Genomic DNA, 19757 nt, shown 5'->3' on the forward strand with positions numbered 1-19757 from the left:
CCGTGGCGATCCAGCAGTTCCTGCTCCCCGACGCCGGCGAGGGCCTCACCGAGGCCGAGATCCTCACCTGGCACGTCGCCCCCGGTGACACCGTCACCGTCAACCAGGTCATCGTCGAGATCGAGACGGCCAAGGCAGCCGTCGAGCTGCCCTGCCCGTACGCGGGCGTGGTCACCGAGCTGCTCGTCGAGCCCGGCGTGACCGTCGCGGTGGGGGTGCCCATCATCTCCATCGAGACCGGCTCGCCCGCGTCGGGCTCGCCGGCTCCAGCCGCACCCGCGGCGGCCGCGAGCACCGGGAAGATCGGCGAGGAGATGCCGGGTGGGCGCATCGCGACGCTCGTCGGCTACGGCCCCCGCTCCGGGGCCGCCGTGCGCCGGGCCCGGACCACCCCGGCTCCGGCCGTGCCCACCCCTGCGGCCGAGGTGCCCGACCTCCCGCCGACGCCGCAGCCCGTGGCCGCACCTGCCGCTGCCGCCCCGGCCGCACCCGTGGCCGCACCTGCCGCTGCCGCCCCGGCCGCACCCGCCCCGGACGCACCCGCCCGGGGCCAGGTGGCCGCCGCGGCGGCCGGGCCCCGCACGGTGCCGCTGGCCAAGCCACCGGTCCGCGCCCTGGCCCGCTCGCTCGGGGTGGACCTGGCGGCGCTCGCCGGCTCCGGGCCGGACGGGGTGATCACCCGGGACGACGTGCGCACCGCCTCCGCCGCGCCCGTGCCGGAGCCCGCCACGGCCGCGGTCGCCCCGGGCGCACCCGCGCTCGAGCGGCGGGTCCCGGTCAAGGGGGTCCGCAGGGCGACCGCGGCCGCGATGGTGGCCAGCGCGTTCACCGCGCCCCACGTCACGGAGTTCCTCACCGTGGACGTCACGCCGATGATGGAGCTCCGCGCACGGCTGAAGGCCCACCCGGACTTCGCGGGGCTGCGGCTCACTCCGCTCACGTTCGCCGCCAAGGCCGTGTGCCTGGCCGCGGCCCGCACGCCGGACGTGAACGCCCGCTACGACGCCGACACCCAGGAGATCGTCTACTTCTCCCAGGTGAACCTCGGTATCGCCGCGGCCACCCCGCGCGGGTTGATGGTGCCGAACGTCCGTGGTGCCCAAGCCCTCTCGCTCGCCGAGCTGGCCGCGGCGCTGGGGGAGCTCACCACCACCGCCCGCGAGGGTCGCACCCCACCCGCCGCCATGACCGGGGGCACGTTCACCATCACGAACGTCGGGGTGTTCGGGGTGGACACCGGCACGCCGATCATCAACCCGGGCGAGTCCGCGATCCTGGCGCTCGGCGCGATCAAGCCGGCGCCGTGGGTGGTGGACGGCGAGCTCGCGGTGCGCACCGTGTGCCAGCTGGCGCTGAGCTTCGACCACCGGGTCGTCGACGGTCAGCAGGGATCACGGTTCCTGGCCGACGTCGGGGCGCTGCTCGCCGATCCGGGTCTGGCCATGACCTACTGATCGTCGACCCCTTCCCGCCAAGTGCGGGCTATTGGCTGCCATCCGGGGGTGAATGGCGACCAATAGCCCGCACTTGGCGGAGCGGTGGGGTGGAGCAGTCCTCGAGTTGTCCACAATGGCGGAAGCTGTCCACAGGGGGCCGGCGGCGCCGCAGCAGCTGAATCTTCGCGACCAGGCTGATGGACATGCGACCACCTCGCCCCGTGCACGTGTCAGGACCGTTCCTCGGCACCGACGCGGTAGTCGCAGGTGTCCTGACCCGGGCCCAGCTCCGCGGCCCCCTCGTGCGGCGTCTGTACCGCGGTGTGTACCTGCACGCTGCGGAGCCGCTCACGGCTGAGGTGCGGGTGCGCGCCGCCACGCTCCTGCTGCCCGGTTCGGCGATCATCACCGGGCGTTCTGCGGCGGTGGTGCGCGGCGTGTCGCTGGGGTGGCCCGACGACCCGGTGGAGGTCGTCGTGCCCGAGGACGACCACTTCGGACCTGTGCGCGGCCTGCACGTGGTGCGCACGGTCGTCCACCCGACGGACTCCGAGCCCTGGGAGCACGGCCACCTGGCCACGCCCGAGCGCGCGGCCTTCGACCTCGTCCGTTGGCGGCCGCTGCCCGAGGCCGTGGGCGATCTCGACTCCGTGGTGCGGGCCGGCACGGTGACGCTGGACGGCGTGCAACGGTACCTCCGCGGCCGCCACGACCACGGGATCGTCAACGCCCGCGCAGCGCTGGAGCTGGCTGATCCCCGGGCGGAGTCCCCGCCGGAGTCGGCGCTGCGTGTGTACCTGGTGCTCGCCGGCTTGGACCCGGTGCCGCAGCACGAGGTGGTGGTTCCCGGCGGGCGCACGGTCCGCGTCGACCTCGCCTTTCCCGGTCGGCGTCTTGCCGTGGAGTACGACGGCGGGTGGCACGTGCTCCGTGAGCAGCTCGAGCGCGACCGCTGGCGGATGGCGGCACTGCGGGCGGCGGGGTGGACGATCGTGCACGTCACGGCGCAGATGATGCGGAGGCCCGCCGCAGTGGTTCGCCAGGTGCAGGCGGAGCTCGCCACGGGGGCCGCCTGATCCCCGCCGGCTCGGACGCCAAGTGCGGGCTATTCGCGATCATTCCGGGGTGGATGACAGCCAAAAGCCCGCACTTGGCGGAAAAAGCCGGGAGGGGGCGGTCAGCGGATGTGCACGCCCGAGATGGCCCGGGCGATGACCAGCTGCTGGATCTGCTCGGTGCCCTCGAAGATGTCGTAGATCTTGGCGTCGCGGTGCATGCGCTCCACCGGGTACTCCCGGGTGTAGCCGTTGCCGCCGAGGATCTGCATGGCCCGCTCCGTGGCGTGCACGGCCACCCGGCCCGCCTTGAGCTTGCTCATCGAACCCTCGCCACTCGTGAAGGGGACGCCGTTCTTGCCCATCCACGCCGCCCGCCACACCAGCAGCCGGGCCGCGTCGATCTCGGTCCTGATGTCGGCGAGCATGAACGCGATGGACTGGTTCTCGATGATCGGCCGCCCGAACACCACCCGGCCCTTGGCGTACTCCAGCGCGTACTCGTAGGCCGCCCGAGCGATGCCCAGCGCCTGGCTTCCGACGATCGGGCGGGTGAGCTCGAAGGTGGCCATGGCCGCCTGCCCACCCCCCTTCCTGCCCTCGCGGGCACGGGCGAGCTTGGCGTCCAGCTTCTCCTTGCCGCCCAGCAGGTTCGCCCCCGGCACCCGCACCTCGTCGAAGAAGATGTCCGCGGTGTTCGAGGCCCGCAGGCCGTGCTTCTTCAGCTTCTTGGAGCGGTCGATGCCGGGGAGGTCGGCCGGCATGACGAAGGCTGCCTGCCCGCGCGAGCCCAGCTCCTTGTCCACCACCGCCTGCACCACCAGCACGTCCGCGATGCCCCCGTTGGTGGCCCACGCCTTCTGCCCGGAGATCACCCACTCGTCGGTGGCCTGGTCGTGGACCGCGCGGGTGCGCATCGCGGAGACGTCGGAGCCGGCCTCGGGCTCCGAGGAGCAGAACGCCCCGGCCTTCACGTCGGCGGCGTCGCCGTAGCACTGCGGGATCCACTCGACCATCTGGTCGGGGGTGCCGGCGGAGAAGATCCCGGCCACGGCCAGGGACGTGCCGAAGATGGCCATCCCGATGCCACCGTCGCCCCAGAACATCTCCTCGTTGACGATCGGGAGGCTCAGGCCGGTCTCGTCGGCCTGCAGGTTCGCCATGGTCTCGAACCCGTAGAGGCCGATCTTGGCGGCCTCCTGCAGGATCGGCCAGGGGGTCTCCTCCCGCTCGTCCCACTCGTGGGCGTTCGGGCGGATGACGTCGGCGGCGAAGCCGTGCGCCCAGTCGCGGAGCTCGGTGTGCTCCTGCGAGAGCTCGAGGGAGAACATGGTGGGTCCTTCCGGGTCGGTCGGGGTCAGGACGTGCGGGGCTCAGGACCGGGGGATGTCGAACAGGTTCGTGAGGTTCGACGCGAAGCCGATGTCGCCGCCGAGCTTGAGCTTGCGGGTCATGAACAGCATCGGGGCGTTGGCGTTGCCGGAGGCGAGCTTGAGGAACTCCGGGAACGAGATCGTCATGGTGGCGCGGGGCTCGGAGTCGGAGGTTCCCTCGGTGACGGTGCAGCCGGTTGGGCTCAGCTCGGTCTCGTAGATCGACTCCGACTCGCCGCCGACGTGCCAGCGGACCAGCGAGGCGCGCGACGAGCTCAGCTTGTCCGGCCGGAAGGCCTCGCCCATCCGGCCGAAGATGGTCTCCAGCACGCGCTCGCGCATCGGGCTGGCGTCGAGGGCCTTGAGCTGGTCGCCGGAGGTCCGCTTCACCATGGTCGCGAACTCGGGCGGGGCCGCGGTGCGCAGCGCGCCACCCTCGACCGTCGCGGCGTCCATGGCGGCCAGGTACTCGGCCACGTCGAGCTTCTTCGGGTCCACGCTCAGGTCGGCCACGGCGCCTCCTCGGGTAGGTGTGTCGGCTGTTCTTACTCGTCGGTAAGTTACGCGACGGTAGGGTTATCGGCAAGAGCGGGGACGGAGGGGGTGCGACGGTGACGACGGCGAAGCGGCTGCCCCGGGCGCAGCGCGAGCAGCAGATGCTCGATGCCGCAGTGGAAGTGTTCTCCCGCAACGGTTTCCACGGATCCTCGATGGATGACATCGCCGAGGTCGCGGCGATCTCCAAGCCGATGCTCTACCTCTACCTCGGGTCGAAGGAGGAGCTGTTCGCCGCCTGCATCACCCGGGAGGCGCTGCGGTTCGTCGAGGCGGTGACGTCCAGCGCTGATCCGACCCTGCCGCCCCGGGAGCAGCTCGCCCGCGGCGCCGAGGCCTTCTTCACCTTCGTCGCAGAGCACCGCGACAGCTGGTTCGTGCTCTACCGCCAGGCCCGCGCCGAGCAGCCCTTCGCCCAGCAGGTGCTCTCCGGCCGCGCCCAGATCGCGCTCGTGGTGTCGGCCCTGCTGCAGCGCGCCAACCCGCACGGCCTGGACGCGGGGTACTTCGACTCCGTCGCGTTCGCGCTGGTGGGGGCGGGGGAGACCCTCGCCGACCGGATGCTCGACCAGGCCGAGCCCGACCCGACGGCCACCGCGACGCTGCTGGTCGGTCTCGCCTGGCACGGCCTCGCGGGAGCCCGCCCCGCGCCCTGAGCCCGCGCGCCCTCAGGAGGGGGTGACGGTGCCGGTCAGGTGCGGGGTGCCGGTCCGGGCGTCGCGGAGGTCGAGCGACCACCGGCCGTCGACCTCGCTCGCGGTGAACGCCACCGTGCCCGGCAGCAGCACCGGCCGTCGGAAGCCGACCTCCTGGACGTAGCCGGCGGGCAGGCGACCCTCGAGGTCGGCGAGGCACCGTGCCGCGGTCCACATGCCGTGGGCGATCGCCCGGGGGAAGCCGAGGGCCCGTGCGGTCCACGGGTGCAGGTGGATGGGGTTGCGGTCGCCGGAGACCGCTGCGTAGCGACGGCCGAGCCCACCGTCGAGACGCCACCGTGCGCCGGCGGTCGGGGCGTCGGGCTCGCCCCCGGAGCCGCCTCCCGCGGGCCCGGACCGGTGCAGGTAGGTCGACGTCGACTCCCACACGCGCTCCCCGGCCACGTCCACCTCGGTCACCAGGTCCACCTGTCGGCCGCGCTCGTGCGGACGGAGCTCGGCCGCCCGCACGGTGACCCCCAGGGCCTCCTCGGCGCGGACGGGCCGGTGCACGTGGATGCGGTTGGCCACGTGCACCAGCCCGAGCAGCGGGAACGGGAAGTCGCCGGCGCTCATGAGGTGCATCTGCAGCGGGAAGCCGAGGACGTGCGGGTAGGTGCCCGGAAGGGTGTCGCGGAGGCCGAACCCGCACACCCGGGTGTACTCGGCGAGGTGGCCCCGGTCGACCCGCACGCCCTCCAGCCGCAGCTCGCGGTCGGTCAGGGTGGAAGGCCGGTGGCCGGGCCGCGGCAGGGCCCCGAGCGCTGCGCGCAGGTACGACGCGGCCAGCCCCGGGGGGGAGGTCAGGGTGTGGGGCGCCATCACGCCCCCAGCAGGCTCTGGCCGCACACGCGCACCACCTGGCCGGTGACGGCGGCGGACCCGGGGCTCGCGAACCACGCCACGGTCTCGGCGACGTCCACCGACAGCCCGCCCTGGCCCAGCGAGCTCAGCCGCCGGCCGCCCTCGCGGGTGACCAGCGGGATGGCTGCGGTCATGGCCGTCTCGATGAACCCGGGGGCCACGGCGTTGATGGTGACGCGCCTCGTGGCCAGCTCGGGTGCGAGGGCCTGGACCAGCCCGATGACCCCGGCCTTGCTCGCGGCGTAGCTGGTCTGGCCGGCGTTGCCCGCGATCCCCGCCAGGGACGACACCCCGACCACCCGCCCGCCGTCCCGCAGCGCCCCGGCCGCGAGCAGGGCGGCCGTGATCCGCTGCGGAGCCAGCAGGTTCACCGCCATCACCGACGTCCACCGGTCGGCGTCCATGTTGACGAGCTTCTTGTCCCGGGTGATGCCGGCGTTGTGCACCACGACGTCGACGCCACCGTGCCGGGTGAGCAGGTGCTCGGCGAGCACGGCCCCGGCGTCGGGGCCGGTGACGTCCAGCGCGAGCGAGGTGCCGCCGACGGCGTTCGCGGTGGCCGACAGCGCCTCGCCCGCGGCGGGGACGTCCGCGCAGACCACGTGCGCACCGTCGCGGGCCAGCACCTCGGCGATGGCGGCCCCGATGCCCCGCGCTGCGCCGGTCACGACGGCGACCTTCCCGGCCAGCGGGCGGTCCCGGTCCGCGGGAGCGTCGGGGTGGTCGGTCGGTGAGGGCGAGCCGACCCGGACGACCTGGCCGTCGACGAACGCGGAGCGCCCGGAGAGCAGGAACCGCAGCGTGGACTCGAGCTGGTCGATGCCGGCACCGGGCGCGACGTGGACCAGCTGGGTGGTCGCGCCGCGCACCTGCTCCTTGGCGAGGGAGCGGGTGAAGCCCTCCAGCGCGCGCTGGGCGACGGACTCGTCGACGGTGGCGGTGTGCTCGGGTGCGGTGCCCAGGACCACCACCCGCCCGCTGGGGGCCAGCCGACGCAGCACCGGGTGGAAGAAGGTGTGCAGCTGCTGCAGCCCCTCCACGTCCGTGATCCCGGTGGCGTCGAGGACCAGCGCACCGAAGCGGGGGGCGTCCGGCTCGGCCAGGCCGTGCACCGCGAGCTGCTCGCGCAGCGCCTCGACCAGTCGGCCCACGCCGCCGACCAGCACCGGGCCGTCCAGGGCGGGCTGCCCGGGGACGAAGCGGCGCAGCGGCTCGGGCCGGGGGAGGCCGAGCCGGGCGGCGATCGCGGCCCCGGGTCCGGAGGCGACGAGCTGGGAGTAGCGGTCGGTGGTCTGCGCCATGGTGGGGCCTCCTCGAGTCCGGGTGTGGTCGACAACGAACTTACTCACGAGTAAGAATACTCATGAGTAACCACCTACGTCGAGGAGCAGCAGCCATGGCGCCGTCCGCACCGTCCGCCCGACCCGTCGCGATCCTCGGCGGCAACCGCATCCCCTTCTCCCGCTCCGACCGCGCGTACGCCCACGCGAGCAACCAGGACATGTTCACCGCCGCCCTCGACGGTCTGGTCAGCCGGTTCGGGCTGCAGGGCGAACGCCTGGGCGAGGTCGTCGGGGGCGCGGTGCTCAAGCACAGCCGGGACGTCAACCTCACCCGCGAGTGCGTGCTGGGCAGCGCCCTGGGTGCCGACACCCCGGCGCACGACGTCTCCCAGGCCTGCGGCACCGGCCTCCAGACGGCCCTCGCGGTGGGCAACGCGATCGCCCTCGGCCACATCGAGGCAGGTGTCGCCGGCGGGGTGGACACCACCTCGGACGCCCCGGTCGCGGTGAACGAGGACCTGCGCCGGGTGCTGCTGCAGCTCAACCGCACCCGGTCCACGGCCGGGCGGGTGAAGCTGCTTGGATCGCTGCGCCCCGGCCAGGTGGTGCCCGAGGTACCGCGCAACGGCGAGCCGCGCACCGGGCTGTCGATGGGGGAGCACGCCGCCCGCACCGCGCTGGAGTGGGGCATCACGCGGGCGGCGCAGGACGAGCTCGCCGCGGCCAGCCACCAGCACCTGGCCGCGGCCTACGAGCGGGGCTTCCTGGACGACCTCGTGACGCCGTTCCAGGGGCTGCGCCGCGACGACACCCTGCGCCCGGACAGCACCGTCGAGACGCTCGCGGCACTGCAGCCGGTGTTCGGCAGGGGGCCCGGCGCGACGATGACCGCGGGGAACTCCACGCCGCTGACCGACGGTGCCTCGACCGTGCTGCTGGCCAGCGAGGAGTGGGCGGCGACGCGCTCGCTGCCGGTGCTGGCCTACCTCACGCACTCCGAGACCGCGGCCGTGGACTACGTGCACGGGCGGGACGGGCTGCTCACCGCGCCGGTGTTCGCGGTGCCGCGGATGCTGGCCCGTGCTGGGCTGATCCTCGCGGACTTCGACTACGTGGAGATCCACGAGGCGTTCGCCTCCCAGGTGCTGGCCACCCTGGCCGCGTGGGAGGACGAGACGTTCTGCCGCGAGCGGCTCGGGCTCGACGGCGCGCTCGGGACGGTCGACCGCGCGAGGCTGAACGTGAACGGGTCGTCCCTGGCGGCCGGTCACCCGTTCGCGGCCACCGGCGGGCGCATCGTGGCGACCCTGGCGAAGCAGCTCGCGGAGAAGGGGTCCGGGCGCGGTCTCATCTCGATCTGTGCCGCCGGCGGCCAGGGCGTGACCGCGATCCTGGAGCGCTGAGGCCGTCGAGCGCTGAGGACGTCGAGCGCTGAGGCCGTCGAGAGGTTGCTAAGGCCTTCTACCACCGACGCTAGACGGGCGGAGACGACACGATGGACGCCATCCGCATCGCGCTCTCTGCGCGCCTATCGGGGCAGCACTAGAGAGCCGCATACGGTCACGTGGTGGATCCCGTGCGCAACCCCTTCGCCCCCGGGGCCGGCCAGCGCCCACCCGAGCTCGCCGGCCGTGACCGCGAGCTGGACGCCTTCGACGTGCTGCTCGAGCGCGTCTCCCGCGGTCGGCCCGAGCGCAGCCTCGTGCTCACCGGGCTGCGGGGGGTCGGCAAGACGGTGCTGCTCGGCGAGCTGCGCTCACGTGCCCTGCAGCGCGGCTGGGCCACCGGCAAGGTCGAGGCCCGTGCGGGGGCGGACCTGCGCCGCCCGCTCAGTGCCGCCCTGCACCGGGCCGTGCGCGACCTCGCGGTCCGCCACCGCGCACCCGACCGGGTCGAGGAGACGCTGGGCGTGCTGAAGGCCTTCGCGCTCAAGGCCAACCCCGAGGGCACCGGCATGCGGGACCGCTGGCAGCCGGGCATCGACGTGCCGGCCACCCGGGGCCGGGCGGACTCCGGTGACATCGAGATCGACCTGGTGGAGCTGTTCACCGCCGTGGCCGAGCTGGCCGCCGACGTCGGCACCGGCCTGGTGCTCCTGCTCGACGAGATGCAGGACCTGGGCCCCGACGACGTCTCCGCCCTCTGCGCCTCGTGCCACGAGCTCAGCCAGTCGGGGGCGCCGCTGGTGGTGGTCGGGGCGGGCCTGCCCCACGTGCCGAGCGTGCTCGCGGCGAGCAAGTCCTACTCCGAGCGGCTGTTCCGCTACCTGCGCATCGACCGGCTGGACGCGGTGGCGGCCGACCGCGCGGTGCGGACGCCGATCGAGCGGGAGGGCGCCACCATCGACGACGACGCGCTGCTCGCCCTGCACACCGCATCGGGGGGCTACCCCTACTTCGTGCAGGCCTACGGCAAGGCCGCCTGGGACGCCGCACCGGGGGACTCCGTCACCGCGGCGGACGTGGCGATCGCCGCTCCGGAGGCGGAGCTCGAGCTCGCGGTCGGCTTCTTCGGCAGCCGGCTGGAGCGGGCCACCCCCGCCGAGCGGGAGTACCTGCACGCCATGGCCGAGCTCGCGGGGGCCGATGACGAGGCGGTGCCCACCGCGCAGGTCGCGCTGCACCTGGGCCGCAAGGCGTCGTCGCTGAGCCCGGCGCGCGACAGCCTGCTCAAGAAGGGGCTGGTGTACGCGACCGAACGGGGATTCGTCGCGTTCACGGTGCCGCACTTCGGACGATTCCTGGCTGGTCGCGACCACAGTCGGGACGATCAGCGGTGAGTGTGCCGTATCACCACTGAATCGTTGGCATTGAGTGGTACGAGCGTGCACAATGAAGAAGTCAGCACATCAGCACCAGCTCAGGAGCCATGAGAGCCATGAAGGTCACGTCCCGCATCAAGGCCAACCGCACCGCCGCTCGGGCCCGTCGCGACTTCCAGCGCGCCGTGCACGGAGCGTCGACCCCGGCGCTGCGTGACGAGCTCATCACCATGGCCCAGATCCAGAGCGCCTCGCACATGCGCTGAGCGCCCTCCAGCGCTCGCCCCCGTCGACGTGTAACGCCCTTCCGGGCACCGTCGATACAGAGTCAGACCCCCGCTGCTGCCCGACCCCCGACCTGGCCGCAGCGGGGGTCTTTCCACGTGCCGAGCCGGGCGGAACAGGCCCGCCCCGCGCGGGCGTTCCCCTGGCGTGACCGCCACCGCCCCTCGCCGTCGTGCCCCCGGGGCCGGTCGTGCCCGGGTCCGCGCCCCCGAGCTCACCGGCTCCGGCGGCTGGATCCACACCGCGGAGCCGATCACCCTCGCCGGCCTGGGCGGCCGGGTGGTCCTGCTCGACTTCTGGACCTCCGGCTGCATCAACTGCCTGCACGTGCTGGAGGAGCTCCGCCCGCTCGAGGCGAGGTGGGCCCAGGAGCTGGTGGTCCTCGGCGTGCACTCCCCGAAGTTCGCCCACGAGGCCGACCACGACGCCCTCGCCGCGGCCGCCGCCCGGCACGGCGTGCACCACCCCGTGCTCGACGACCCCGAGCTGCGCACCTGGGACGCCTACAACGTCAAGGCGTGGCCGACCCTGGTCCTCGTGGACCCGGAGGGCTACGTCGTGCACGTGGCCGCGGGCGAGGGCCACGCGGGCATCGGCGGCGCGATCGACCGGGCGCTCACCGAGGTCGTGGCGGACGCCACCGCCCGGGGCACGCTGCGCACCGGGGACGGCCCGTACCGGGCGCCGGCCACCACCGGTACCCCCCGGCGCTTCCCGTCCGCGGCCCTGGCCACCCGCACCGGGACCGTGCTGGTCTCCGACGCCGGGCACCACCAGGTGGTCGAGCTGGAGGCCGACGGGGTCACCGAGCTGCGCCGCTGGGGGACCGGCACCCGGGGAGCGCCGTTCACCGAGCCCGCGGGCATGACGCTGCTGCCCGCCGCGGTGGCCGCCGCCGTCGGCTACGACGTGGTGCTCGCCGACACCGCGGGCCACCAGCTGCACGGGCTGTCGCTGGCCACGGGCACCTCGCGGGTGGTCGCGGGGACCGGGGACCAGTGGCGGCACGGCGCTAGCTCCGACGGACCAGCCGCCGCCACCGCGCTGACCAGCCCCTGGGACGTCGAGTGGTGGCCGGCGCTCGGCGAGGTGGTGGTGGCCATGGCCGGCAACCACACCCTCGGCGCCCTCGACCCCGCCGCGGGCACCGTGCGACGCCTCGCCGGGACCACGGTCGAGGGGCTGCTCGACGGCCCGCTCGCCGAGGCCTTCCTGGCCCAGCCCTCCGGCCTCGCCGCGGAGGGTGACCGGCTGTGGTTCGTCGACGCCGAGACCTCCGCGCTGCGCTGGCTGGAGGCGGGCCGGGCGCACACCGCCATCGGCACGGGGCTGTTCGACTTCGGTCACCGTGACGGCCCGGCCGAGCAGGCGCTGCTGCAGCACCCGCTGGGGGTGGCGGTGCTCGCCGACGGCTCGGTGGCCGTGGCCGACACCTACAACCGCGCCGTGCGCCGCTACGACCCCGCCACCGGTCTGCTGAGCACCCTCGCCCGGGACGTCGACGAGCCGCACGCCGTGCTCGTGCTCGGGGGTGAGCTGCTGGTGGTGGCCTCGGCCGGTCACGAGGTGCACGCCCTGCCGGCACGACGCGAGCTCGTGCACGGCTCGGCCCCGCCGGTGGTCCGCCCGCCCAGCCAGCTGTCCCCCGGACCGGTGCGGCTGGGCGTCGTGCTCACGCCACCGCCCGGGACGCACCTCGACGAGCGGGAGGGCCCGGCCACCCGGCTCGAGGTGAGCGCCACCCCGCCCGGGCTGCTGGTCGAGGGGGCGGGCACCGGCACGGGGCTGGTCCGCGAGCTCGTGCTGGCCGCCGGGACCGACGGTGTGCTGCACGTGAGCGCCCGGGCCGCGGCCTGCGACACCGGCGTCGAGAACCCCGTGTGCCAGGTGGTGCGGCAGGAGTGGGAGGTGCCGCTGCGGCTGGTCGAGGACGGCCCGCGCACCCTCGAGCTTTTGATGGGTGGCCCCGCCGGGCCGGAGCGGGTGTGAGCCCGCGGTCGATGGGTGCTTGACCGCGCCCTGACCCGTGTATGACCAGGCACGTATCGTGGCGCCGGCGGAGCGGGAACCCCCTTCCGGCAGCGTGACGGGGAGGTGCGGCCGAGGTGGACGAGCGCGAGCGTGCGGAGGACGGCACCGACCCCGGTTCGACCTCGGCCCTGCGGCCGCCGGACGAGCCCTTCGTGGTCCCGGACCTCGGTGAGCACCCGCCCGCCCGGCGCCGCCGCCGGCGGGTGCCCCGCACCGTCCTCGTGGGGCTCGGAGTCCTGCTGCTGTTCGCCCTCGTCTACGCAGGCGACCTGCTGACCTCCCGCGGCGACGTGCCGCGCGGCACCGTGGTGGCCGGGGTGGCGGTCGGTGGGCTCGACCCGGCCGCCGCCGAGGCCTCGTTGCGCTCGAGCCTCGAGGCACGGGCCACCGCCGCTGTCGTCGTGACCGCCGGTGACGTCACCACCGAGCTCGACCCGGTGTCCGCCGGGCTCGGCCTCGACTGGCCCACGACCCTGGCGCAGGCCGGGGCGCAGCCGCTCAACCCCTGGACGCGGCTCACCTCGTTGTACAGCGAGCGCGAGGTGCCCGTGGTGACCTCCACCGACACCGCGGCCCTCGCCACCGCCGTGGAGACGCTGCGCGCGAAGACCGACCGCGCCGCCGTCGAGGGCGCCCTCGGCTTCGACGGGGCGACCCCGGTTCCCGTGAGCCCCGCCCCGGGCCAGACCGTGGACGGGCCCGCCGCCACCGAGCTGCTCGCGGCGAGCTGGTTCGGCGGACAGCCGGTGGTGCTGGCGGTCACGGAGCTGCCGGTCACCGTGACGCCCGAGGGGGTGTCGGCCGCACTGGCCACCGTCGCGACCCCGGCCGTCTCCGCGCCGTTCACGGTCACGGGCACCGCCGACGCCGTCGCGGTCCTCGACCCGGCCGGGATCGCGGCCGTCCTGAGCTTCGCGCCGGACGGCGCGGGCGGGTTGACCCCCACCGTGGACGTCGCCGCCGCCACCGCGGCCCTGGCCCCGCAGCTGGCCGGCACCGAGACCACGGCCACCGACGCCACGGTCCGCCTCGCGGGGGGTGCGCCCCAGGTGGTCCCCGCCGTCGACGGCACCTCCATCGACTGGCCTGCGACGCTGACCGACCCGCTCGCCCTGCTCACCGGAGCCTCCCGGCGCGTAGCGGCGGTCTACGCCCACTCGCCCGCCAGGTTCACCACCGAGCAGGCGAAGGGTCTCGGCATCACCGAAGTCATCGGGGAGTTCACCACCGGCGGCTTCGGCGACGCGTCCGGGATCAACATCCGACGGGTGGCCGAGCAGGTGCAGGGCGCGGTGGTCAAGCCCGGCGAGACGTTCTCGCTCAACGGCTACACCGGCACCCGGGGCACCGCCCAGGGCTACGTGGAGTCGGGGATCATTTCCAACGGTCGCGCGGGCACGGCGGTCGGTGGCGGCATCAGCCAGTTCGCCACCACGCTCTACAACGCCGCCTACTTCGCCGGGATGACCGACGTGCAGCACAAGGAGCACAGCTACTACATCTCGCGCTACCCGGCGGCCCGCGAGGCCACGGTGTTCGAGGGGTCCATCGACCTGCGGTTCGCGGTGCCCACCAGCACGGGCATCCTCATCCAGACCATCGGGACGTCCTCGAACATCACGGTCCGCATCTGGGGCACCCGGACCGTCGAGGTCGAGTCCATCGGCGCCGCCCGGACCGACCCCACCTCCCCGAGCACGGTGACCCTGCCCGCGGGTCCGGACTGCTCCAGCTCCGGTGGGGCGCCCGGCTTCACCACCAGCGACACCCGCGTCATCCGCAGCGCGGCGACCGGCGCGGAGATCTCCCGGAGCACCCGCACGGTGCGGTACAACCCGCAGCCGATCGTGGTGTGCGAGGCCCCGGCCCCGGCCCCGGCCCCCGCGCCTCCCGGCTGACCCCCATAACGCGCCAAGTGCGGGCTTCTGGTCGTCATTCCGGGTGGAATGACAGCCAGAAGCCCGCACTTGGCGGGTGGCTCAGGTCAGAAGGCGGCCTCGTCGAGCTCCATGATGGCGTTGTCCTCGTTCTCGGTGACCACGCGGCGGGCGGACAGCTCCGGCAGCACCGTCCTCGCGAAGTACGACGCCACCGCGACCTTGCCCTCGTAGAACGCCGTGTCCCTGGGAGCGACCTCGCCGCCCAGGGCGGTCAGGGCCACCGTGGCCTGGCGCAGCAGCAGCCACCCGATGAGCAGGTCGCCCACGCTCAGCAGGGTGCGCACGCTGGACAGGCCCACCTTGTACAGGTTGGTGGCGTCCTCCTGGCTGGCCACCAGGTTCTGCGTCATCGACGCGAGCATCCCCTGGACGTCGGTCAGGGCGGTGGCGAGGTGCTCGCGCTCCACCTTGAGCCGGCCGTTGCCGCTGTCCGCGTCGAGGAAGGCCTGGATCTCGCCGTTGACGAAGCCCAGCGCCTGACCCTTGTCCCGGATGATCTTGCGGAAGTAGAAGTCCTGCGCCTGGATGGCCGTGGTGCCCTCGTAGAGGGTGTCGATCTTGGCGTCCCGGATGTACTGCTCGATGGGGTAGTCCTGCAGGTAGCCGGAGCCGCCCAGGGTCTGCAGGCTCTGCGCGAGCTGCTCGTAGGCCCGCTCGGAGCCGACGCCCTTGACGATGGGCAGCAGCAGGTCGTTGACCCGCTCGGCCATCGACACGTCGGTGTCGGTGCCCTCGGCGGCGGCGATCTCGTCCTGGAAGGTGGCGGTGTAGAGGTACACGGCACGCAGGCCCTCGGCGTAGGCCTTCTGCATCATGAGGCTGCGGCGCACGTCCGGGTGGTGGGTGATGGTGACCCGGGGGGCGGCCTTGTCCGTCATCTGCGTGAGGTCCGCGCCCTGCACGCGCTGCTTCGCGTAGTCCAGCGCGGTGAGGTAGCCGGTGGACAGCGTGCCGATGGCCTTGGTGCCCACCATCATCCGCGCGTGCTCGATGACCTTGAACATCTGCGCGATGCCCTCGTGCACCTCGCCGACGAGCCAGCCCTTGGCCGGGACGTCGGTGCCGCCGAAGGTGAGCTCGCACGTGGCGGAGGCCTTCAGGCCCATCTTGTGCTCGACGTTGGTCACGAACACGCCGTTGCGCTCGCCCAGCTCGCCGGTCCCGCCGTCGAAGTGGAACTTGGGGACGAAGAACAGCGACAGGCCCTTGGTGCCGGGCTTGTGCCCCTCCGGCCGCGCGAGCACCAGGTGGAAGATGTTCTCGGTCATGTCCTGGTCGGCGGAGGTGATGAAGCGCTTCACGCCGTCGATGTGCCAGGAGCCGTCGTCCTGCTGCACGGCCCTGGTGCGCCCGGCGCCCACGTCGGAGCCGGCGTCGGGCTCGGTGAGGACCATGGTGGCGCCCCAGCCACGGTCGACGCAGATCTTCGCCCAGCCCTTCTGCTCCTGGGTGCCGCAGTCGTGGAGCACCTGGGCGAAGCTGGGGCCGGCCATGTACATGAAGGCGGCCGGGTTGGAGCCGAGCAGCATCTCGTTGATGGCCCAGACCAGCGAGCGGGGCGCGGGCACGCCGCCGATCTCCTCGCGCAGGCCCATCCGGTACCACTCGCCGTCCATGAGGGCCGCGAAGCTCTTCTTGAACGGCTCCGGCAGGGACACGCTGCTGGTCGCGACGTCGAAGACGGGCGGAGTGCGGTCGGTCCCGACGAACGACTCGGCCAGCGGGCCCTCGGCGAGCAGCCGGACCTGGGCGAGCAGGTCGCGCGCGGTCTGCTCGTCGAGGTCCGCGAAGGGTCCGGTGCCGAGGCGTTCGCCGAGCCGCAGCACCTCGAACAGGGTGAACTCGATGTCGCGGAGGTTGCTCTTGTAGTGGCCCATCTCGATGCTCTTCTCCGGTGAGTCGTGCCGCAGCGCGGATGTGCTACTGGCCGGTAACTTAGATGGTACTACCGGCGGGTAACCGCGGCACGAGCACCGCCGGTGACCGGGTACCGACGGTGGTCAGTCCGGGGGCAGCGCAGCGAGCAGGTCGGCCTCGGCCCGGTGCAGGTAGTCGGTGAGCAGGTCCGCGGCGCCCGGGGGATCGCCGGCCTCGAGCCGGGCGCACACGGCCTCGTTGCCGGACAGGTAGGGCAGGTGGAAGTCCCCCGCCCCGCTCACGCGGTGGAACACCAGCCGCATCTCGGCCAGCAGCAGCGCCATCTGCTGGTCCAGGCGCGGGCTGCCGGCCAGGGCCACGACGGCCCGGTGGAAGTGCTGGTTGGCCGTGCCCACCCCGTCCCCGTCGTCGGCGGCGGCGGCGCGCTCGCCCTCGGTGACCGCGGCCCGCAGGGCGCCGGTGACGGCGGGGCCGGGGCCGGCCAGCCGCAGCGCACCGGGCTCGAGGACCCGGCGCGCCTGGTAGACGTCGCGCACGGTGCTCACGCCCGGGGTCGCGACGACGACCCCGCGGTGCGGCACGCGGGCGAGCACCCGCTCGGCGACCAGCTGGCCCAGCGCCTCGCGGACGGTGTTGCGGGAGACGGCGAGGGCGTCGCAGAGGGGCTGCTCCGGCAGCCGCGTGCCCGAGCGGAGCCGGCCCTCGGCCACCTCGCTGCGCAGGACGTCGGCCACCCGGTCCGCGGTGCTGGCCGCGGTGATGCGGCCCCGGGCCGCCGCGAGACCGACGAGCGGATCCGCGTCGACCGGGCCGGGGGACGTGTCCACCACGTCACCGTAGAGGACGTTCACGTGCCTGATCGTCAGATAGTTCTATTGACCCCTTGTCGGATTGTTGAACAATCTCTACCGTACGCAGTGGTCCCGGTCACACCCGGCGGGACCGCCCGCGACACCGACGAGAGGCACCCTCGTGTCCGACACCCCCGCTGCCGTCACCGCAGCCCCCGGCAAGGCGAGCCGCTCGGCCGTGGTGGGGGCGATGTTCCTGATGGCCACCAGCGCCATCGGCCCCGGCTTCATCACCCAGACCACGACGTTCACCGCGCGGCTCGGCGCTGCGTTCGCCTTCGCGATCCTGATCTCGATCCTGGTCGACGTCGCCGTGCAGCTGAACGTCTGGCGGGTCGTGGGGGTGTCCGGCAAGCGGGTCAACGAGCTCGGGAACTCGGTGGTGCCGGGGCTCGGCTGGGCGCTGGCCGCCCTCGTCGTGGCCGGCGGCGTCGTGTTCAACATCGGCAACATCGGGGGCTCGGGGCTGGGCACCGAGGCGATGTTCGGCCTCGACGCCAAGATCGGCGGTGCGATCTCCGCGCTCGTCGCGATCGGGATCTTCCTGAGCAAGAAGGCCGGGGTGGCGCTGGACCGGATCGTCGTGGTCCTCGGCGCGGCGATGATCCTGCTGACGGGCTACGTCGCCGTCGTCTCGGGCCCGCCCGTCCTCGACGCCCTGCGCAACACCATCGCCCCGGAGACCGTCGACCTGCTGGTCATCACCACCCTCATCGGCGGCACCGTCGGCGGGTACATCACCTACGCCGGGGCGCACCGGCTGCTCGACTCCGGGCTGACGGGCCCTTCCCACGCTCGCGCGATCGCGCGCAGCTCGGTGATCGGCATCCTGGTGACCGCGGTGATGCGGGTGCTGCTGTTCCTCGCCGTGCTCGGCGTCGTCGCCGGCGGGGTCACCCTGGCCAAGGACAACCCGTCGGCGAGCGCGTTCCAGGCCGCTGCCGGGCAGGTGGGTCTGCGCGTGTTCGGCATCATCCTGTGGGCGGCCAGCCTGACCTCGGTGATCGGCGCCGCTTACACCTCGGTCAGCTTCCTGACCACCCGCCGCACGCGGGAGCGCACCCGGAACCTGCTCACGGTCGGCTTCATCGCGGGCTGCGCCGTGCTCTACCTCGTCATCGGCGCGGCCCCGGTCAAGCTGCTCGTGTTCGCCGGGGCGTTCAACGGGCTGATCCTGCCCGTCGGGTTCACCCTGGTGCTGTGGGTGGCATGGCGCCGGCGCGACCTGCTGGAGGGCTACCGCTACCCGGCGTGGCTGCTGGGGGTGGGCGTGCTCGCGTGGCTGGTCACCCTCTACCTGGGCTACGCCGCGCTGACGAGCCTGGGCAACCTGTGACCGTCGCGGTGGACCTGAACAGCGACGTCGGCGAGTCGTTCGGCCGCTGGACCCTGGGCGACGACGAGGCCGTGCTGGCCAGCGTGACCAGCGCGAACGTGGCGTGCGGCTTCCACGCCGGGGACCCCACCACCCTGCGGCGCACCTGCGAGCTCGCGGTGGCCGGCGGGGTCGTGGTCGGGGCCCAGGTGGGCTACCGCGACCTCGCCGGGTTCGGCCGCCGCTTCCTCGACGTCAGCGCCCGCGAGCTGGCCGACGACGTGCTCTACCAGCTCGGGGCGCTGGAGGCCCTGTGCCGGGTGAGCGGGACCCGGGTGCGCTACGTCAAGCCGCACGGCGCGCTGTACAACGCGGTCGTGCACCACCAGGAGCAGGCTCGGGCGGTGGTCGACGCCGTGCACGCCTACGACCCCGGGCTGCCCGTCCTCGGCCTGCCCGGGTCGGTGTTCCTCGACGCCGCGCGGGCGAAGGGGCTGCGCGCCGTGCCGGAGGCGTTCGCCGACCGCGGGTACACCGCCGCCGGCACCCTGGTGCCGCGGACCGGGGCCGGCGCGCTGCTGAGCGACCCGGACCTGGTCGCCGCGCGGGTGCTGCGGCTGGTCACCGAGGGCGTCGTCACCGCCGTCGACGGCACCGACGTGCCGGTGCGGGCCGAGTCGGTGTGCCTGCACGGGGACTCGCCGGGGGCGGTCGCGATGGCGCGGGCCGTGCGGTCCACGCTCGACGGCGCGGGGGTCCCGGTCGTGGCGTTCGCGGGCGGGCCCGGTGCCTGAGGCCCGCGTGCTCCCGTGCGGGGACACGAGCCTGCTGCTGGAGGTCGTCGACCTCGACGCGGTGCTCGCCGTCGCCGCGGCGGTCGAGGAGGTCCGGGCGGAGCTCGCGCTGCTCGACGTCGTCCCCGGGGCGCGGACGGTGCTGGTGACGGTCGAGCCCGGCCGTGCGCTGGGTCCGCTGGGCCAGCGCCTGCAGGACCTCGCCCGCACGGCCCCCGACGCCGCGGCGGCGCGCCACGGGGACGAGACCAGGATCGAGGTGGTCTACGACGGGCCGGACCTCGACGAGGTGGCGGCGCTGACCGGGTTGAGCCGGCAGCAGGTGGTCCGCGCGCACACCGGCACCCCCTGGCGGATCGGGTTCGGTGGCTTCGCCCCCGGCTTCGTCTACCTCGTGGACGGCGACCCCCGGCTGGCCGTGCCGCGCCGCACGGAGTCCCGCACCAGCGTGCCCGCGGGATCGGTGGGCCTCGCGGGGGCGTTCAGCGGGATCTACCCCCGGGCCTCGCCCGGCGGCTGGCAGCTGCTGGGGCGCACCGGTGCCCCCCTGTTCGACCTCGACCGCGACCCGCCGGCCCTGCTCCGCACCGGCGGCTGGGTGCGCTTCGTCGCGGTGCTCTCGTGAACCCGGTGGGTCCGTG

At 73.8% G+C, this 19757-nt stretch carries 17 protein-coding genes; 11 read left to right on the forward strand and 6 right to left on the reverse strand.

The annotated features are described in order from the left end of the window. Window positions 1-2: 2 nt before the first annotated feature. The gene (locus RHODO2019_RS17730; protein WP_265383017.1) at window positions 3-1454 is read left to right on the forward strand and encodes a dihydrolipoamide acetyltransferase family protein; all 1452 of its coding nucleotides are present in this window, start codon (window positions 3-5) and stop codon (window positions 1452-1454) included. A 185-nt stretch (window positions 1455-1639) separates the two neighbouring features. Next, entirely contained in the window at window positions 1640-2512 is an 873-nt protein-coding gene (locus RHODO2019_RS17735) for an endonuclease domain-containing protein (protein ID WP_265383018.1), read from the forward strand. 101 nt (window positions 2513-2613) lie between these two features. On the opposite strand, the gene RHODO2019_RS17740 is transcribed toward RHODO2019_RS17735, so the two are convergent. Beyond that, the gene (locus RHODO2019_RS17740; protein ID WP_265383019.1) at window positions 2614-3822 is read right to left on the reverse strand and encodes an acyl-CoA dehydrogenase family protein; all 1209 of its coding nucleotides are present in this window, start codon (window positions 3820-3822) and stop codon (window positions 2614-2616) included. A 42-nt stretch (window positions 3823-3864) separates the two neighbouring features. Next, complete coding sequence (locus RHODO2019_RS17745) at window positions 3865-4377, reverse strand: SCP2 sterol-binding domain-containing protein (protein WP_265383020.1); 513 nt, start codon at window positions 4375-4377, stop codon at window positions 3865-3867. Between the two features lie 143 nt (window positions 4378-4520). Here RHODO2019_RS17745 and RHODO2019_RS17750 point away from each other — a divergent pair, with 143 nt between their 5' ends. Next, window positions 4521-5075 (forward strand): TetR/AcrR family transcriptional regulator, encoded by a 555-nt coding sequence (locus RHODO2019_RS17750; protein WP_265384854.1) that lies wholly within the window; start codon window positions 4521-4523, stop codon window positions 5073-5075. A 12-nt stretch (window positions 5076-5087) separates the two neighbouring features. Here RHODO2019_RS17750 and RHODO2019_RS17755 read toward each other — a convergent pair whose 3' ends face one another. Together RHODO2019_RS17755 and RHODO2019_RS17760 are read right to left on the reverse strand one after the other, a co-directional pair. Next, the gene (locus tag RHODO2019_RS17755) at window positions 5088-5936 is read right to left on the reverse strand and encodes a MaoC family dehydratase (RefSeq protein ID WP_265384855.1); all 849 of its coding nucleotides are present in this window, start codon (window positions 5934-5936) and stop codon (window positions 5088-5090) included. Beyond that, complete coding sequence (locus RHODO2019_RS17760) at window positions 5936-7279, reverse strand: 3-oxoacyl-ACP reductase (protein WP_265383021.1); 1344 nt, start codon at window positions 7277-7279, stop codon at window positions 5936-5938. The genes RHODO2019_RS17755 and RHODO2019_RS17760 overlap by 1 nt, the downstream gene beginning before the upstream one ends. A 62-nt stretch (window positions 7280-7341) precedes the next feature. Between RHODO2019_RS17760 and RHODO2019_RS17765 the strand changes: the two genes are divergently transcribed. The 5 genes from RHODO2019_RS17765 (at window position 7342) to RHODO2019_RS17785 (ending at window position 14236) form a co-directional block, all read left to right on the forward strand. Continuing rightward, on the forward strand, window positions 7342-8664 hold the full coding sequence (locus RHODO2019_RS17765; protein WP_265383022.1) for an acetyl-CoA C-acetyltransferase: 1323 nt from the start codon (window positions 7342-7344) through the stop codon (window positions 8662-8664). A gap of 164 nt (window positions 8665-8828) precedes the next feature. After that, window positions 8829-10040, forward strand: coding sequence for an ATP-binding protein (locus tag RHODO2019_RS17770; RefSeq protein ID WP_265383023.1), 1212 nt, complete (start codon window positions 8829-8831; stop codon window positions 10038-10040). A 98-nt stretch (window positions 10041-10138) separates the two neighbouring features. Beyond that, window positions 10139-10288, forward strand: coding sequence for a hypothetical protein (locus tag RHODO2019_RS17775; RefSeq protein WP_265383024.1), 150 nt, complete (start codon window positions 10139-10141; stop codon window positions 10286-10288). Between the two features lie 166 nt (window positions 10289-10454). Beyond that, a complete protein-coding gene (locus tag RHODO2019_RS17780) occupies window positions 10455-12296 on the forward strand; it encodes a thioredoxin-like domain-containing protein (RefSeq protein ID WP_265383025.1) in 1842 nt (613 codons plus the stop codon). Window positions 12297-12412: 116 nt separating this feature from the next. Next, window positions 12413-14236 (forward strand): VanW family protein, encoded by a 1824-nt coding sequence (locus RHODO2019_RS17785; protein ID WP_265383026.1) that lies wholly within the window; start codon window positions 12413-12415, stop codon window positions 14234-14236. Window positions 14237-14322: 86 nt separating this feature from the next. On the opposite strand, the gene RHODO2019_RS17790 is transcribed toward RHODO2019_RS17785, so the two are convergent. Together RHODO2019_RS17790 and RHODO2019_RS17795 are read right to left on the reverse strand one after the other, a co-directional pair. Next, window positions 14323-16155 carry an acyl-CoA dehydrogenase gene (locus tag RHODO2019_RS17790; RefSeq protein WP_265383027.1) on the reverse strand — a complete coding sequence of 611 codons (1833 nt, stop codon included), beginning with the start codon at window positions 16153-16155 and terminating at the stop codon, window positions 14323-14325. 123 nt (window positions 16156-16278) lie between these two features. Next, window positions 16279-17007 (reverse strand): GntR family transcriptional regulator, encoded by a 729-nt coding sequence (locus RHODO2019_RS17795; RefSeq protein ID WP_265383028.1) that lies wholly within the window; start codon window positions 17005-17007, stop codon window positions 16279-16281. A gap of 190 nt (window positions 17008-17197) precedes the next feature. Here RHODO2019_RS17795 and RHODO2019_RS17800 point away from each other — a divergent pair, with 190 nt between their 5' ends. The 3 genes from RHODO2019_RS17800 to RHODO2019_RS17810 are packed head-to-tail and all read left to right on the forward strand — an operon-like array spanning window position 17198 to window position 19741. Further along, window positions 17198-18343: an NRAMP family divalent metal transporter gene (locus tag RHODO2019_RS17800; protein WP_435532241.1), complete on the forward strand. Its 1146-nt coding sequence runs from the start codon at window positions 17198-17200 to the stop codon at window positions 18341-18343. Further along, window positions 18340-19116: a LamB/YcsF family protein gene (locus RHODO2019_RS17805; protein ID WP_265383030.1), complete on the forward strand. Its 777-nt coding sequence runs from the start codon at window positions 18340-18342 to the stop codon at window positions 19114-19116. The genes RHODO2019_RS17800 and RHODO2019_RS17805 overlap by 4 nt, the downstream gene beginning before the upstream one ends. Next, entirely contained in the window at window positions 19109-19741 is a 633-nt protein-coding gene (locus RHODO2019_RS17810; RefSeq protein ID WP_265383031.1) for a 5-oxoprolinase subunit B family protein, read from the forward strand. Before RHODO2019_RS17805 ends, RHODO2019_RS17810 begins: the two co-directional genes overlap by 8 nt. Window positions 19742-19757 lie beyond the last annotated feature (16 nt).

The organism is Rhodococcus antarcticus (genome assembly GCF_026153295.1).
GTDB lineage: Bacteria > Actinomycetota > Actinomycetes > Mycobacteriales > Mycobacteriaceae > Rhodococcus_D > Rhodococcus_D antarcticus.

Coding starts and splice junctions, on each gene's coding strand:
- RHODO2019_RS17735 (WP_265383018.1), top strand. CDS start 1,640: ATGCGACCACCTCGCCCCGTGCACGTGTCAGGACCGTTCCTCGGCACC.
- RHODO2019_RS17755 (WP_265384855.1), bottom strand. CDS start 5,936: ATGGCGCCCCACACCCTGACCTCCCCCCCGGGGCTGGCCGCGTCGTAC.
- RHODO2019_RS17750 (WP_265384854.1), top strand. CDS start 4,521: ATGCTCGATGCCGCAGTGGAAGTGTTCTCCCGCAACGGTTTCCACGGA.
- RHODO2019_RS17765 (WP_265383022.1), top strand. CDS start 7,342: ATGAGTAACCACCTACGTCGAGGAGCAGCAGCCATGGCGCCGTCCGCA.
- RHODO2019_RS17800 (WP_435532241.1), top strand. CDS start 17,198: ATGTTCCTGATGGCCACCAGCGCCATCGGCCCCGGCTTCATCACCCAG.
- RHODO2019_RS17740 (WP_265383019.1), bottom strand. CDS start 3,822: ATGTTCTCCCTCGAGCTCTCGCAGGAGCACACCGAGCTCCGCGACTGG.
- RHODO2019_RS17790 (WP_265383027.1), bottom strand. CDS start 16,155: ATGGGCCACTACAAGAGCAACCTCCGCGACATCGAGTTCACCCTGTTC.
- RHODO2019_RS17760 (WP_265383021.1), bottom strand. CDS start 7,279: ATGGCGCAGACCACCGACCGCTACTCCCAGCTCGTCGCCTCCGGACCC.
- RHODO2019_RS17775 (WP_265383024.1), top strand. CDS start 10,139: ATGAAGGTCACGTCCCGCATCAAGGCCAACCGCACCGCCGCTCGGGCC.